The sequence below is a fragment of the Streptomyces sp. NPDC037290 genome (assembly GCF_055603245.1).
Genome location: NZ_JBVJVZ010000003.1, coordinates 850,051 through 861,953, shown reverse-complemented (window position 1 = coordinate 861,953; position 11,903 = coordinate 850,051). Strand labels below are relative to the sequence as shown.

The window sequence follows — 11,903 nt, the reverse complement described above, 5'->3', positions numbered from 1 at the left end:
ATGACCAAGCACCGCCGTGTCCACAGCAGCGACAGGACGCAGACCCTCCGCGCTCACCTTGCCGCCCTCGACATGGGCGGCCGGCACCGACGGGTCCGCAGGGGCGGAAAGCGACGGGCCCCGAGCGAAGCACTCGCCACGCTCGGGGCCCGCAACTTCCGCCGCTACCTGATCGGACAGCTCGTCTCCAACATCGGCACCTGGATGCAACGCGCCGCCCAGGACCTGCTGGTCCTCCAGCTCACCGGCAACAGCGGCAGCGCCGTCGGCATACTCACCGCCCTGCAGTTTCTGCCCCAGACGCTCTTCGGTCTCTCCGGGGGCGTCTTCGCCGACCGCTTCACCAAACGCCGCCTGCTGATCCTCACTCAGTCCGCCATGGGAGTGCAGTCGCTGGTGCTGGGCGTCCTGACGGTGACTGGTGCGGTGAACCTGTGGGCCGTGGACGTGCTGGCCTTCCTGCTGGGCACGGCCACCGCGCTGGACAGCCCGGCCCGCAACGCCTTCGTCTCCGAACTCATTGGCAAGGAACGCCTGGCCAACGCCGTCTCCCTGAACTCCGCCCAGTTCAATGTCGCCCGTGCGATCGGTCCGGCTGTGGCGGGCCTGGCGGTCGCCGCTGCCGGAACCGGACCCGTCTTCCTGGCCAACGGGGCCTCGTACCTCGCCGTCCTGTACGGCCTGATCACCATCCGAGCCGACGAACTCCACGCACCCAAGGAGAAGAACCTCGGAAACACCCGCCTGTCAGACGCCTTCCGTGCCATCCGCGCCACCCCCGAACTGCTCCTGCCCATCACCGTCATCGCTTTCGCCGGCACCTTCGGCTTCAACTTCCAGGTCACCATCTCCCTGATCGCCATAACCGTCTTCCACTCCGGCTCCGCCGCCTACGGTTACCTGTCCGCCGCCTACGCCGTCGGGAGCCTCATCGGCGCGCTCAGAGGAGCCGGCAAACGAAAACCACCCACCGCCCGACGCCTGGTCACCGCCACCGTCGTCTTCGGAACCCTGGAGGCCCTGGCCGGCCTGACGCCCGGATACGCCACGTTTCTGCTCGTACTCCTGCCCACCGGGCTCGCCTCGGTGACCGTGATGACCACTGCCAACGCCATGACCCAGCTGAACGCCGACCCGAGCATGCGTGGACGCATCGTCTCCGTCTACCTTCTCGTGCTGCTCGGCGGCACCCCGGTCGGCGCACCTCTGGTCGGCCTGGTCTCCGACACCCTCGGCGCGCGCTTCAGCCTCGTCATCGGCGGAGCGATCTCCGCCGTGGCCGCCATCGCCCTGTCCGCCGTGATCACCGGGCGCTCCCGCACCAGCCAAGAAAGCACTCCGCTCACCGCGGTTGCGTCACCGCCGCCCATAGGCATTGACAGCCCGTTTCACCCCGAACGCACCCATCAGCCCGTGGCACGCCGATCGGCGGCCTGACGCGGGGCATGCGGACGCAGCTTTTCATCCCACAGAAAAACCTTGTCCGCTTCCAGAGCAGGAGCAGAGAGACTGCGGGACCGACGGGGGAGCGGTCCCGCAACAAGGCGGATGTTACACCCGTAACATTGCGGTTGGGCGAGGCGATGCCTCCACGGCCGCGTCCGCCAAATGGAAGTGGGGCCGATGAGCGAGGTATGGCAGGTCCTGATCGGGATCGTCGCGAGCCTGCTGCTGTGCTGGCTGGTGCTGCTCGGCGCCCTCGCGATCGCCCGGCCCAGGGGCAACCTGCTGACGGAGGCGGTCCGTCTCCTCCCCGACCTGCTGCGCCTCGTTTCCCGCCTCGCCCGCGACCGCGCCCTTCCGCGTCGCACCCGCTGGCTGCTCTGGATCCTGGCCGGCTATCTGGCGCTGCCCATCGACCTGGTCCCCGACTTCATTCCGGTCCTCGGCTATGCGGACGACGCCATCGCCGTCGCGCTCGTACTGCGGATCGTCGTCCGGCAGGCCGGGACACAGGCCGTGGACCGACACTGGCCCGGCACTTCCGACGGACTAGGCGTCGTACGCCGACTTGCGGGCCTGCCAGCGGCGGAGCCGCAAGAGTAGAGCCGCCGATGCGCACTCAGGCCGAGCCGCCCACATCCTCTCCGGCAAGAGCGGCGGCCTCGAACGCAGCCAATGCCGTGGCCGCCCTGTCCAGTTCGGCACGGACCCGCTCGCCCAGCGGTGCGCCGAAGTAATCGCGGGCCTCGATTTTCGCAGCCCAGGAACGGAACCGCTCCAGGTCGGCCTCGGACTCCTCGACCTCGGCGAAGACCGCTCGGCCGCGACCGGACTCCGTCTCCAGTTCGGCGAAGAAGGACGGAAGGCGCTCAAGCACCTCCGCAAACTCCTCGTCGATGGCGGCAGTCATCTTCTCGGCGAGTTCCCTGCGCTCGCGCTCGTCGGCGATCTCGACGTGCACGACGCGCATCCGTCCCCCATCCGTGTGCACACGCTCGCGCAGTCCGTTCACGGCAGCGGCCACGGCAGGCCGGTCCGGCAACAGACACACGGACTGCTGCAGATACAGCGCCCCCAGCCCCTTCAGCTTCCGCCACACCCGCATCCGCAACGACGGTGCCGCGCCGGCCGTCGTCACAGACGCCAGCAGCCACCGCGTATCGACTTCGCTCACCACGACAGCGACTGTCTCACGGGAGTACCGGACGGACCGCGGGCACTCGTTGTCAGCGGACCGGCTGGGGATCGAGGGTGATCAGTGCGACGAGAGTGGCGATCCAGGCGACCAGGGCAGCACCTACCAGGGAGGGGCCGTACTTCTACACGACCGGGCCCTCTTCTCAGACGGGGACAGGGATCAGCCGAGGCCGAACCAATCGAGGACGGTCTGGACGACAGGATGGTGGACATGGCCGCGACGCCGACGACCACGACGGTGGCGCCGATCCGGTAGCGAGGGCCGTCGGCCGCCGCACCGAGCACGGAGCGGCGGTAGTTGAGGACCAGGAGGTAGACCAGCACGATGGGGCTGATCAGGCCCTGGAGGACCTGGGCGCCGATGAGCAGCTGAATGACGTTCACCGGGGTCATGGCGACCACCGCGCCGAGCACGATCTGGGCGGTGAACAGGCCCAGGCCGGCGGAGAGCGGGACGACGGCACCGGCGAGCGCGCAAGCACCGATCAGGCCCACGGCGAAGAGGAGTTCGGCGTTCTGTCCGGCAACCGGTTCGAGGGCCTCGGCGGCCTGGGCGGCGGAGTCCAGCGGGCCGCTGCCGCCGATCGCGGTGGCGGTGGCGGTGGCGATGATGATTACCGACGCGACTCGCAAAAAGGCGTGGCCCAGCCGCGTCCGAGGCCGTTCGTGCCGTGGTCGATGAAGAACTGCCGGTAAGCCTGACCACAAAGCTGGCCGTCAATGCCGGTCGCGATTGGACGAAGAGTCAACGCAGTGTCAGCCCGTCCAGGCCAGATTGAGCGCCGGTTCGGACGGTTTCATCGAGCTGCGGCGAGCAGTTCCCGGTGCCTGGCGAGGGCCGTAGCGCGAAGGAGAGCACGGAACTCGTCGGTTACCGTCCCACGGGTCTTCAGGGCATGGCAGTTCGGGCACAGAGCGATCATGGCGTTGGGAAGGTCCGCGCCCCCTTTGGCGTGATCGTCTATGTGATCCACTTCCAACAGGTAGGAGCCATTGCGGCTGAGTGCCGAGGTGTAGCGGGGATCAGGGCAGCGGGGGTTCTCGCAGGCCCCTTGGCTGCGCTCGAGCACCGCATGGCGGGATGCGGCGATGCGGCCCAGCCGCTGACCACCTTGGGGGCGGGGACGGTGGCTCTTGCCGTCCTGCACGGCGCGCTCCGCCCGGGCATTCAGCTCCGCGTAGCGCTGAGCCGGATCTGCCATGCGGCGCAGCAGGGCAACGGTCATCCGGCAGCGGTCGAGTGCATCGGCGGCCGGTTCCTCGGCCGGCAGTGCGAAGTGACCGGCGGCCGCATCCCAGTCGCCGTCGAACTCGCCCTGGCGCAGACGCGCGCACTCCCAGCGGCTGCGGTTCAACTTCGCGAGCGTGGTCGCCGTGTCCGGCCACAGGGCACCGTAGGGGAGGCCGTCCCGTAGCCAGGCGTACTCCAGCCCCGCGTAGATCGCGGCGTACTGGAGGTTGCGTCCGTAGGTGACGACGCGCTTGCCCTGGAGTCTGCGCAGCAGGGTGTCGGCTACCTCGCGGAAACGGGGGGCGGCTTCGAGTTCCGCAGGGCCGGCGTGGCCGAGTCGAAGCTGCTGCAGGTATGTCGTTTCCCATTCGGGGTTGATGAACTGATGCCATCTCTTGCGGCCATCGGCCGAGGTGAGTGCTATCTCGAAGGGCACGGCCCGTTCCAGGGGCGGGGTGGACGGAGCAGGGGACCCGATGGCGCTGACGGCCAGAATGACCGTGTCCGGGTCGTCCAGGACGTCCTGTGCCCAGCGGATCACAGCATGGCGGACGGCTTGGCCCTCGTCGGCATCGGGTGGCGCCGAGAAGGGGACAGCTTGATCCGCGCGGTAGACAGGCGACGCCGGGTATACGGTCTCTTCCCATTCCGGCGTCGTGCGCCCGGTGCTCGTGGGTGCCCCGGGGACGGCAACCAGCTGCGGAGGCCCGAGTACGTAGGCGTCGGGACGGAACAAGTTCGACGCGCGCAGCCCTGCGGCCTTGAGTTGGCCGGCGGACTTCAACCCTTTCGGCAGCCGCGGGTAGCGCTGAAGCAGGCTCCTCAACACGTCGTTCGGCTGTGCGTCCGGGTCCTGGACGTAGACCGGCGCGCCGAACCCGGCGGGGGTGGCACCGCACACCACATGTTGGTCACCCACGGCGCTGAACGGGACGGCATCGAACTCTACGAACATGTGAGGCTGTGGACTCCATGGCGATGGACGAGGACCTGGAGTGAATCTAACCCGACGGGCTCGTGGCCTGAGCTGTTGCGGCCCGGGCGCTTGGCTGAACCGAGCGGGGAGACCTCCCTCGACGCCCTGAGAGTCGGGCGGCGATCTGGACGGCGCCTTCGGCCGCGGCACTGGCGGGAGCGGCCCACGCGGGACGCGAGGCCAAGCAGCGGTCGATGATTGCCGCGCGGGCTCTCGTCTCACTGCGCCCGGAGGCTCGTCTTGGGCGGGGCGAAGAGGGGAAATGCCGCGGAAGTGCTCGGCCGTGTGGTGGCGGAGCATGCTGGTCGGTCCTGGTCCTCCACCTCACCGCCGCTGACCCCAGTTAGCAACTTGCTCTGGATCCCTCGCCCTGCCTGATGACTCATCAGGTAAGTCAGCATCCCATCAGCATCGGACCGGGACAGTCTTCCGTACATGGTGCTGGTCGACGGCTTCGCGACAGCCTGTTGCGCGCAGATTGCGCAGGTGAGAAGCCTGCTCGCCACGGGGCACGATGTTCTGGAAGGTCTTCGGGTCGAAGGCGTGCCGATGTACAGTAAAGGACGCCCCTGACCTGCAGAAAGTTGGCGGGGAGCCGTCTTCTAGGAGTCCAAAGTGCTGCGTACTCTGTTCAAGTCCAAGATCCACCGCGCCACCGTCACCCAGGCCGACCTGCACTACGTGGGATCGGTGACCATCGACGCCGACCTGCTCGACGCCGCGGACCTGCTGCCGGGCGAGCTCGTGCACATCGTCGACATCACCAACGGCGCCCGGCTGGAGACGTACGTCATCGAGGGTGAGCGTGGGTCCGGGGTGATCGGGATCAACGGGGCGGCCGCCCACCTCGTGCATCCCGGAGACCTGGTGATCATCATCAGCTACGCTCAGGTCACCGACGCCGAGGCGCGGGAGCTGAAGCCGCGGGTCGTGCACGTCGACGGCGACAACCGGATCGTGTCCCTCGGTGCCGACCCCTCCGAGCCGGTGCCCGGCTCGGACCAGCAGCGCAGCCCGCAGGCCGTCCGGGCCTGACCGAGGGGTCGGGCGGGACCGGACCAGGAGCGTGCCGAGCCGGTGAGCGAGATCGAGATCCGCGACGACCGGGCGGCGGGCCGCCTGGAAGCCGTCGGCGAGGGCGAAGTCGTCGGTCACATCGCGTACTTCGTCCTGGAGTCGCCCGCGCGCGCCCTGGTCCCGGTCCACACGATCGTCGAGCCCGCCCATGAGGGCCGGGGCATCGTCGGTTCCCTCGCCCGCGAGCTGTACGCCCTCGCCGGGCGCGAGGGCGTCCCGGTGGCGCCGCTGTGTCCGTACGTCGTCAGGTGGGCGGCGCGGCACCCGGAGGTCGCCCAGCCAACCGGTCCGGAGCTGACGGCGGCCGCCAAGGAATGGCTGCGGGCCCACCCCGGACGGTTCTGAGCGGGGCTCGCCCTGTCGGGTGAGTGACCGGGGGCACGTCGGGTAGGCGGGGGAGTAGTCCAGAGGCGACGTCCAGCGACTGCCCGGAGGACAGCATGACGAACCCGCATCCCGACCCGGTCCCACCGGGCCCGGCACCGGGCCCGGGTCCCACCCCGCCGGACCCCTACCCGAGCCCCGTCCCACCGCCCGAGCCGGTTCCCCAGCCGACACCACCCCCACCGGGGCCCAGCCCGACCCCACCCCCGGCCCCGCCGGATCCCGCACCGTCCCCGATCCCACCGGGCCCGGAGCCGGTACCGAATCCCGAACCCGGTCCGCCACTGACGTGAAACGCCGCGAGGGGCGGCGAGGGCGGCCTGCGGCCGGCCATGACACCCATGACGCAGCCGCGCAGCACCAGCCCCTCGCCCCTCAGGCGGACAGCAGTTCCCGGCACCCCTCAGGCGGACACCTCAGACCGGTCCCCGCCCCACAGCGTGTGGAACGCTCCGTCCCGGTCCACCCGCCGGTACGTGTGCGCCCCGAAGAAGTCCCGCTGCCCCTGCGTCAGAGCCGCCGGCAGGCGAGGCGCGCGCAACGCGTCGTAGTACGCCAGCGCCGCCGCGAACCCCGGCGTCGGCACTCCCTGCCGCGTCGCGGCGATCAGCACCTCCCGCCAGTCGTCCTGCGCGTCGGCGATCTCGCGTGCGAACGTCTCGTCCGACAGCAGGCTCGGCAGATCGGCACGGGCGTCGTACGCGGCGCGGATCCGGTCCAGGAAGGCGGCCCGGATGATGCAGCCGCCCCGCCAGATCGAGGACACCGCGCCGAGGTCGATGTCCCAGCCGTACTCCTCGCTGCCCGCCGCGATCTCGTGGAAGCCCTGCGTGTACGACACGATCTTGGACGCGTACAGCGCCTGCTCGACCCGGTCGGCGAACGCCGCCGCCTCCGATTCCCCGAGCGCGGCCGGCGTCGGCCCCGCCAGATCCCGCGAGGCGGCCCGCAGTGCCGCGTGACCGGACAGCGACCGGGCGAAGACCGCCTCGGCGATCCCGGACACCGGCACGCCCAGGTCCAGCGCGATCTGCACCGTCCACCGTCCGGTGCCCTTCTGCTCGGCCTGGTCGACGACGACGTCCACGAACGGCTTGCCGGTCGCCGCGTCCACGTGGGACAGCACCTCGGCGGTGATCTCGATCAGGTAGGAGTCCAGCCGGCCGGTGTTCCAGGTCCGGAAGATGTCCGCGATCTGCGCGGGGGAGTACCCGGCGACGTCCCGCAGCAGCTGGTAGGCCTCGCCGATCAGCTGCATGTCGGCGTACTCGATGCCGTTGTGGACCATCTTCACGAAGTGCCCGGCACCGTCGGGACCGCAGTGCGTGACGCAGGGGGCGCCGTCGGCTGCCTTCGCGGAGATCTTCTCCAGCATGGGGCCGAGGGAGCCGTACGACTCCTTCGAACCGCCCGGCATGATGCTCGGCCCGTGCAGCGCGCCCTCCTCGCCGCCGGAGATGCCCGTGCCCACGAAGTGGATGCCCCGCTCGCGCAGCTCACGCTCCCGGCGCCGGGTGTCCGCGAAGTGCGCGTTGCCGCCATCGATGATCATGTCCCCGGATTCGAGGAGCGGCGCGAACTCCTGGATCACCGCGTCCGTCGGCTCACCCGCCTTCACCATGATCACCAGGCGGCGCGGGCGCTCCAGGGCCGCCACGAACTCCTCGGCGGTCTCGGCCGCGACGAAGTCGCCCTCGTGCCCGAACTCCTCCACCAGCGCCTTGGTCCGCGAGACCGTACGGTTGTGCACGGCGACCGTGTAGCCGTTGCGGGCGAAGTTCCGGGCGAGGTTGCGGCCCATGACCGCGAGGCCCGTGACACCGATCTGCGCTGAAGTGCTCATACCGCCTGCTCCCTGGTTGCCTCGTTAACTACGGCTCCGTCAGTACGGGTCCTCGCCCATCCTGACGTGCCGCTCCGGCGAGCGCACATCCGGCCCGCCACGCTTGTGTACGCGGCGACGGCGCCTTCGGCCTCAGTCTCCGGCGATTCGGCTCACGGCCTTCCCGTGGTGCACGCCAAGCGTGGTCCTTTCCCGGCCACTTGGACGGGGCGGGAGGCCGGTTTTCCGTCTTGTCATGGCCTGTTCGCGGCGCTTACTTTTGCCCCTCCTGACGCATGCCGAGGGGAATTCGGACATGGCCGTACGCGGCCGGCATCGCCGGTACCAGCCGAACAGGATCAACCGCGCCTCACTCACCGTCACGGCGGGCGGCGCCGGCCTCGCGATCCCGCTGGTCGTCGCCGGCACGGCCGACGCGGCCGACGCCTCCACCTGGAACAAGGTCGCCGCCTGCGAGTCCAGCGGCAACTGGAGCATCAACACGGGCAACGGCTACTACGGCGGGCTGCAGTTCACCCGGTCCACGTGGCAGGCGTACGGCGGCACCCGGTACGCCCCGCGCGCCGACCTCGCGACGCGCGACCAGCAGATCGCCGTGGCCGAGCGGGTCCTCGACGGACAGGGGCCGGGCGCCTGGCCGGTGTGCTCGGTGCGGGCCGGCCTGAGCAGGGGCGATGCCGACCCCGGCCCGCACACGGACAGCGCCGCGACCCGGTCCGTGAACGCGGCGCAGAGGACTTCGATACGGGACGTGCGGCCGCAGACCACCCCGCAGTCGCGGGCCGGCCGGGCCGAGATGTACACGGTGGTGCACGGCGACACGCTCTCCGGCATCGCCGACGAGCACCACGTCCGTGGCGGCTGGCGCGGGCTCTACGCCGAGAACCGCGCGACCATCGGTGCCGATCCCGACCTGATCCTGCCGGGCCAGCGGCTCAGCCTGCGCGACACGGCGACCCCTCCCACCAAGTCCCCGCGGAAGAAAGCCCCTTCGGAGCACCGGACCACACCGCACCGGACCCCGCCACACCAGGCCAGGACCACCGGCCGCACGCTCGTCGCCCCGGTCGACGCGCCCATCGGCACCGGTTACCGAGCGGCTGGCGCGCACTGGTCCAAGGGCTACCACACCGGCGTCGACTTCCTCGTGCCCACCGGCACCTCGGTGCGGGCCGCGGAGGCCGGGCACGTGGTGGCCGCGGGCTGGGGCGGCGCGTACGGCTACCAGGTGGTGATCCGGCACGCCGACGGCCGCTACACCCAGTACGGCCACCTCTCGGCGATCTCGGTGCGGACCGGGCAGACGGTCGGCGCGGGGCAGCGGATCGGCCGTTCCGGGGCCACCGGGAACGTCACCGGACCGCATCTGCACTTCGAGGTGCGGACCGGACCCGGCTTCGGCACGGACATCGACCCGCTCGCCTATCTGCGGGCCGGCGGCGTCAGGATCTGACGCACGGACCGGGGCCGTCCAGGACCGGCAGCGACAGACGGACATCCGCGGGCAGCGCGACGTACGACGTGGGGAGCACCGGGGCGGGAGCGGGGGCGGCCGGCGGTTCGCCGCGGCCTTCGGCACCCTCCCCGCTGCCACCCGGGGCCGCAGCGAGACCGCCACCCGGGGCCGCTGCGAAACCGCTGCCCGGTTCCGCAGGGAAAGCGGCACCCCGTTCCGGAACGAGGCCGCCGCCCGGCTCCGCCACACGCGGGCCCGGGACCACCGGCGCGCCGAGCGTGCCGTCGGCCCCGGGAAGTCCGTCCCGCTCGGCACGTTCCGGCCCGGCCTCGGCCGCCGCCCGCTGCTGCGGCATGCCCGGGAGCCCTGGTGCGGAACCGGTGGCGGCAGCGGCCGCCGGAAGCTGCTCGGGGCCGCCGTCCGGCAGGGAGGGCGGCCCGGTGCGCTCGATCCGCTCGGTCGTCAGCATGACCAGGCCGCCCGCCGCCACCACCGCGCAGCTCACGGCCAGTACGGCGCCCGCGCCGCCGTGGCGGAACGTCTCGCCGAACATCAGGGTGCCGACGACGGCCGCCAGCACCGGATTGACCACGGTCAGTGTGGCCAGCGGGGCGGCGAGGCCACCGCCCCGGTAGGAGGCCTGGGACAGCACGACGCCGCCGACCGCGAACAGGGCGATCGCCGCCAGGGACGGCAGATCGTCCAGGTCGATGCCGTGCGTCCAGTCCACGGCGACGGTCTTGGTGAACACCGACGACATGCCGAACGCGATGCCGGAGGCGGTGGCGAGCAGTACGCTGCGCACCGCCGGGTGCCGGTGCGCGGCCAGACCCGCGCACGTCAGCGCCACGACCGCGCCGCCGGTGACCAGCGCGACCGCCACCCGCTGGGCCGCGTCGAGGGAGTGCGCGCCGGAGGAACCGACCAGGGACAGCAGACCGGCGAGGCCCACCGTGGCCATGATCGCGCCGCGCCAGGCGGTGGTCCCCGCCCTGCGGCCGACGCACAGCGCGGCCAGAGGGAGGGCGAAGACGATGGTCAGCGCGCCGAGCGGCTGGACGAGGCTGAGCGGGCCGTAGGCCAGCGCCACCACGTGCAGCACGCCGCCGAGGCCGTTGAGTGCCAGCGCCCCCCACCAGCCCGGCCGGCGGAGCGGCAGGTACGTGCCGCCGGGGGAGGAGACCGCCACCTGCTCCTGCACGATCGCGCCGGCCGCGTAGGCGAGGGCGGACACGAACGACAGCAGCACGGACAGCGCGAGGGCGCTCATCGGCGTCTCCTGTGCGTGAGTCGGGGGCCCTGAGCCAGGCGCGGCGGACGGTCGGATTCCATGGCCAACACTCTGCCCGTCCGCGCTCTTCCCGTCGTCGTACCTGAGCACGCAATGGGTCCTACTGCCGATGGAGTACACCGGCCCCGCGATCATCCTCGGGAGGGGTGACGTGAGGCTGACACCTGGGGCCCCGGCCCGCGAACGCGCCTGTAATAGTCCTTGTCGTGGACCTCGACCCCGCGCTCGCCGCCCTCCGCCCGCTCGGCGGTTTCTTCGTCCTGCGCACGGCTCCGGGCCCGGCCGAAGCCGCCGGCGGCCCGGATCCCGGGCGGCTGCCGACACTCGCCGAGACCTACGCACGGGTGCCGCGGGACGCGCACCCCGACGCCCTGACGGTGCGCGTGGCCACGGTCGCTGACCGGCTGCGCACACCCGAGCCGCGCGTCGCCGCCTCCGTCGCGCAGCAGGCGCTGGCCGCCCGGCTGTGGTCGGCTGCTCTCGGCTGCGCGGTCCTGTACGGCAGCCTGCCCGATCTCGATCCGCGTCTGCTGCGCTGGGACCCCCTCGCCCCCGCTCCGGACGACCTGTACCTGACCGAACTGCGTCCGCGGACCGGCGACGCAGCCACCCTCGCCGCCACCGTGCTGCACGGACACCTGGAGCCGCTGGGCAAGACCCTGCGGGCCCGGTACGGCGGCGCGTCCGGGCTGCTGTGGGGCAACGCGGGCTCCGCGCTCGCCGGGGCGGCCCGGGAGCTGGACCGCTGGGCCCGCGCGCACGGCCGTACCGATGTGGCCGGCCGGGCCCGCGCCCTGACGGACGAACTCCTCGCCCACCCCCTGCTGCGCACCACCGGCACCCGCACCGGGACCACCTTCCGCCGCCGCAGCTGCTGCCTGTACTACCGGGTGCCCGGCGGCGGGGTCTGCGGCGACTGCTGCTTCACCCGGCCTCCGCGCTCTTCCCCACGAGCCGCGTCTGGGTGACCATGAAGGGAACCTGCCACCGTTACAAGGGGGTTGT

The 11,903-nt window shown here is 71.4% G+C and carries 12 protein-coding genes; 7 read left to right on the top strand and 5 right to left on the bottom strand.

Annotated elements, in window-relative coordinates; all coding sequences use genetic code 11:
* Together ACZ7HQ_RS14670 and ACZ7HQ_RS14665 are read left to right on the top strand one after the other, a co-directional pair.
* Positions 1 to 1,437, top strand: coding sequence for an MFS transporter (locus ACZ7HQ_RS14670; protein WP_470988800.1), 1,437 nt, complete (start codon positions 1 to 3; stop codon positions 1,435 to 1,437).
* A 186-nt stretch (positions 1,438 to 1,623) separates the two neighbouring features.
* Positions 1,624 to 2,046 (top strand): YkvA family protein, encoded by a 423-nt coding sequence (locus tag ACZ7HQ_RS14665; protein WP_470988797.1) that lies wholly within the window; start codon positions 1,624 to 1,626, stop codon positions 2,044 to 2,046.
* 16 nt (positions 2,047 to 2,062) lie between these two features.
* Here the strand turns inward: ACZ7HQ_RS14665 and ACZ7HQ_RS14660 are convergent, their stop codons facing one another.
* The 3 genes from ACZ7HQ_RS14660 to ACZ7HQ_RS14650 form a co-directional block, all read right to left on the bottom strand.
* The gene (locus ACZ7HQ_RS14660) at positions 2,063 to 2,620 is read right to left on the bottom strand and encodes a Chromate resistance protein ChrB (protein WP_470988794.1); all 558 of its coding nucleotides are present in this window, start codon (positions 2,618 to 2,620) and stop codon (positions 2,063 to 2,065) included.
* Complete coding sequence (locus ACZ7HQ_RS14655) at positions 2,614 to 3,273, bottom strand: divalent metal cation transporter (protein ID WP_470988792.1); 660 nt, start codon at positions 3,271 to 3,273, stop codon at positions 2,614 to 2,616. Before ACZ7HQ_RS14655 ends, ACZ7HQ_RS14660 begins: the two co-directional genes overlap by 7 nt.
* 164 nt (positions 3,274 to 3,437) lie before the next feature.
* A complete protein-coding gene (locus tag ACZ7HQ_RS14650) occupies positions 3,438 to 4,826 on the bottom strand; it encodes an HNH endonuclease (protein ID WP_470988788.1) in 1,389 nt (462 codons plus the stop codon).
* 456 nt (positions 4,827 to 5,282) lie between these two features.
* On the opposite strand from ACZ7HQ_RS14650, the gene ACZ7HQ_RS14645 reads away from it, so the two are divergent.
* Genes ACZ7HQ_RS14645 through ACZ7HQ_RS14635 form a run of 3 tightly spaced genes read left to right on the top strand, consistent with a single transcriptional unit; the run spans position 5,283 to position 6,269 of the window.
* A complete protein-coding gene (locus ACZ7HQ_RS14645) occupies positions 5,283 to 5,420 on the top strand; it encodes a hypothetical protein (protein WP_470988784.1) in 138 nt (45 codons plus the stop codon).
* A gap of 42 nt (positions 5,421 to 5,462) precedes the next feature.
* The gene (panD, locus tag ACZ7HQ_RS14640) at positions 5,463 to 5,882 is read left to right on the top strand and encodes an aspartate 1-decarboxylase (protein WP_470988781.1); all 420 of its coding nucleotides are present in this window, start codon (positions 5,463 to 5,465) and stop codon (positions 5,880 to 5,882) included.
* 42 nt (positions 5,883 to 5,924) lie between these two features.
* Positions 5,925 to 6,269, top strand: a complete 345-nt coding sequence (locus ACZ7HQ_RS14635; protein WP_470988779.1) for a GNAT family N-acetyltransferase — start codon at positions 5,925 to 5,927, stop codon at positions 6,267 to 6,269.
* Positions 6,270 to 6,711: 442 nt separating this feature from the next.
* On the opposite strand, the gene gndA is transcribed toward ACZ7HQ_RS14635, so the two are convergent.
* A complete protein-coding gene (gene gndA, locus ACZ7HQ_RS14630) occupies positions 6,712 to 8,151 on the bottom strand; it encodes an NADP-dependent phosphogluconate dehydrogenase (protein WP_470988776.1) in 1,440 nt (479 codons plus the stop codon).
* A 295-nt stretch (positions 8,152 to 8,446) separates the two neighbouring features.
* Here gndA and ACZ7HQ_RS14625 point away from each other — a divergent pair, with 295 nt between their 5' ends.
* The gene (locus tag ACZ7HQ_RS14625) at positions 8,447 to 9,604 is read left to right on the top strand and encodes a transglycosylase family protein (protein ID WP_470988773.1); all 1,158 of its coding nucleotides are present in this window, start codon (positions 8,447 to 8,449) and stop codon (positions 9,602 to 9,604) included.
* Here ACZ7HQ_RS14625 and ACZ7HQ_RS14620 read toward each other — a convergent pair.
* Positions 9,594 to 10,877: a DMT family transporter gene (locus ACZ7HQ_RS14620; RefSeq protein ID WP_470988771.1), complete on the bottom strand. Its 1,284-nt coding sequence runs from the start codon at positions 10,875 to 10,877 to the stop codon at positions 9,594 to 9,596. The two genes, ACZ7HQ_RS14625 and ACZ7HQ_RS14620, sit on opposite strands and share 11 nt — an antisense overlap.
* Before the next feature lie 227 nt (positions 10,878 to 11,104).
* Here ACZ7HQ_RS14620 and ACZ7HQ_RS14615 point away from each other — a divergent pair, with 227 nt between their 5' ends.
* On the top strand, positions 11,105 to 11,866 hold the full coding sequence (locus ACZ7HQ_RS14615) for a (2Fe-2S)-binding protein (protein WP_470988768.1): 762 nt from the start codon (positions 11,105 to 11,107) through the stop codon (positions 11,864 to 11,866).
* Positions 11,867 to 11,903 lie beyond the last annotated feature (37 nt).

Excerpts from the sequence above, each read along its gene's own strand:
- ACZ7HQ_RS14645 (WP_470988784.1), top strand. The coding sequence starts at position 5,283 with ATGGTGCTGGTCGACGGCTTCGCGACAGCCTGTTGCGCGCAGATTGCG.
- gndA (WP_470988776.1), bottom strand. The coding sequence starts at position 8,151 with ATGAGCACTTCAGCGCAGATCGGTGTCACGGGCCTCGCGGTCATGGGC.
- ACZ7HQ_RS14665 (WP_470988797.1), top strand. The coding sequence starts at position 1,624 with ATGAGCGAGGTATGGCAGGTCCTGATCGGGATCGTCGCGAGCCTGCTG.
- ACZ7HQ_RS14670 (WP_470988800.1), top strand. The coding sequence starts at position 1 with ATGACCAAGCACCGCCGTGTCCACAGCAGCGACAGGACGCAGACCCTC.
- ACZ7HQ_RS14650 (WP_470988788.1), bottom strand. The coding sequence starts at position 4,826 with ATGTTCGTAGAGTTCGATGCCGTCCCGTTCAGCGCCGTGGGTGACCAA.
- ACZ7HQ_RS14620 (WP_470988771.1), bottom strand. The coding sequence starts at position 10,877 with ATGAGCGCCCTCGCGCTGTCCGTGCTGCTGTCGTTCGTGTCCGCCCTC.
- ACZ7HQ_RS14625 (WP_470988773.1), top strand. The coding sequence starts at position 8,447 with ATGGCCGTACGCGGCCGGCATCGCCGGTACCAGCCGAACAGGATCAAC.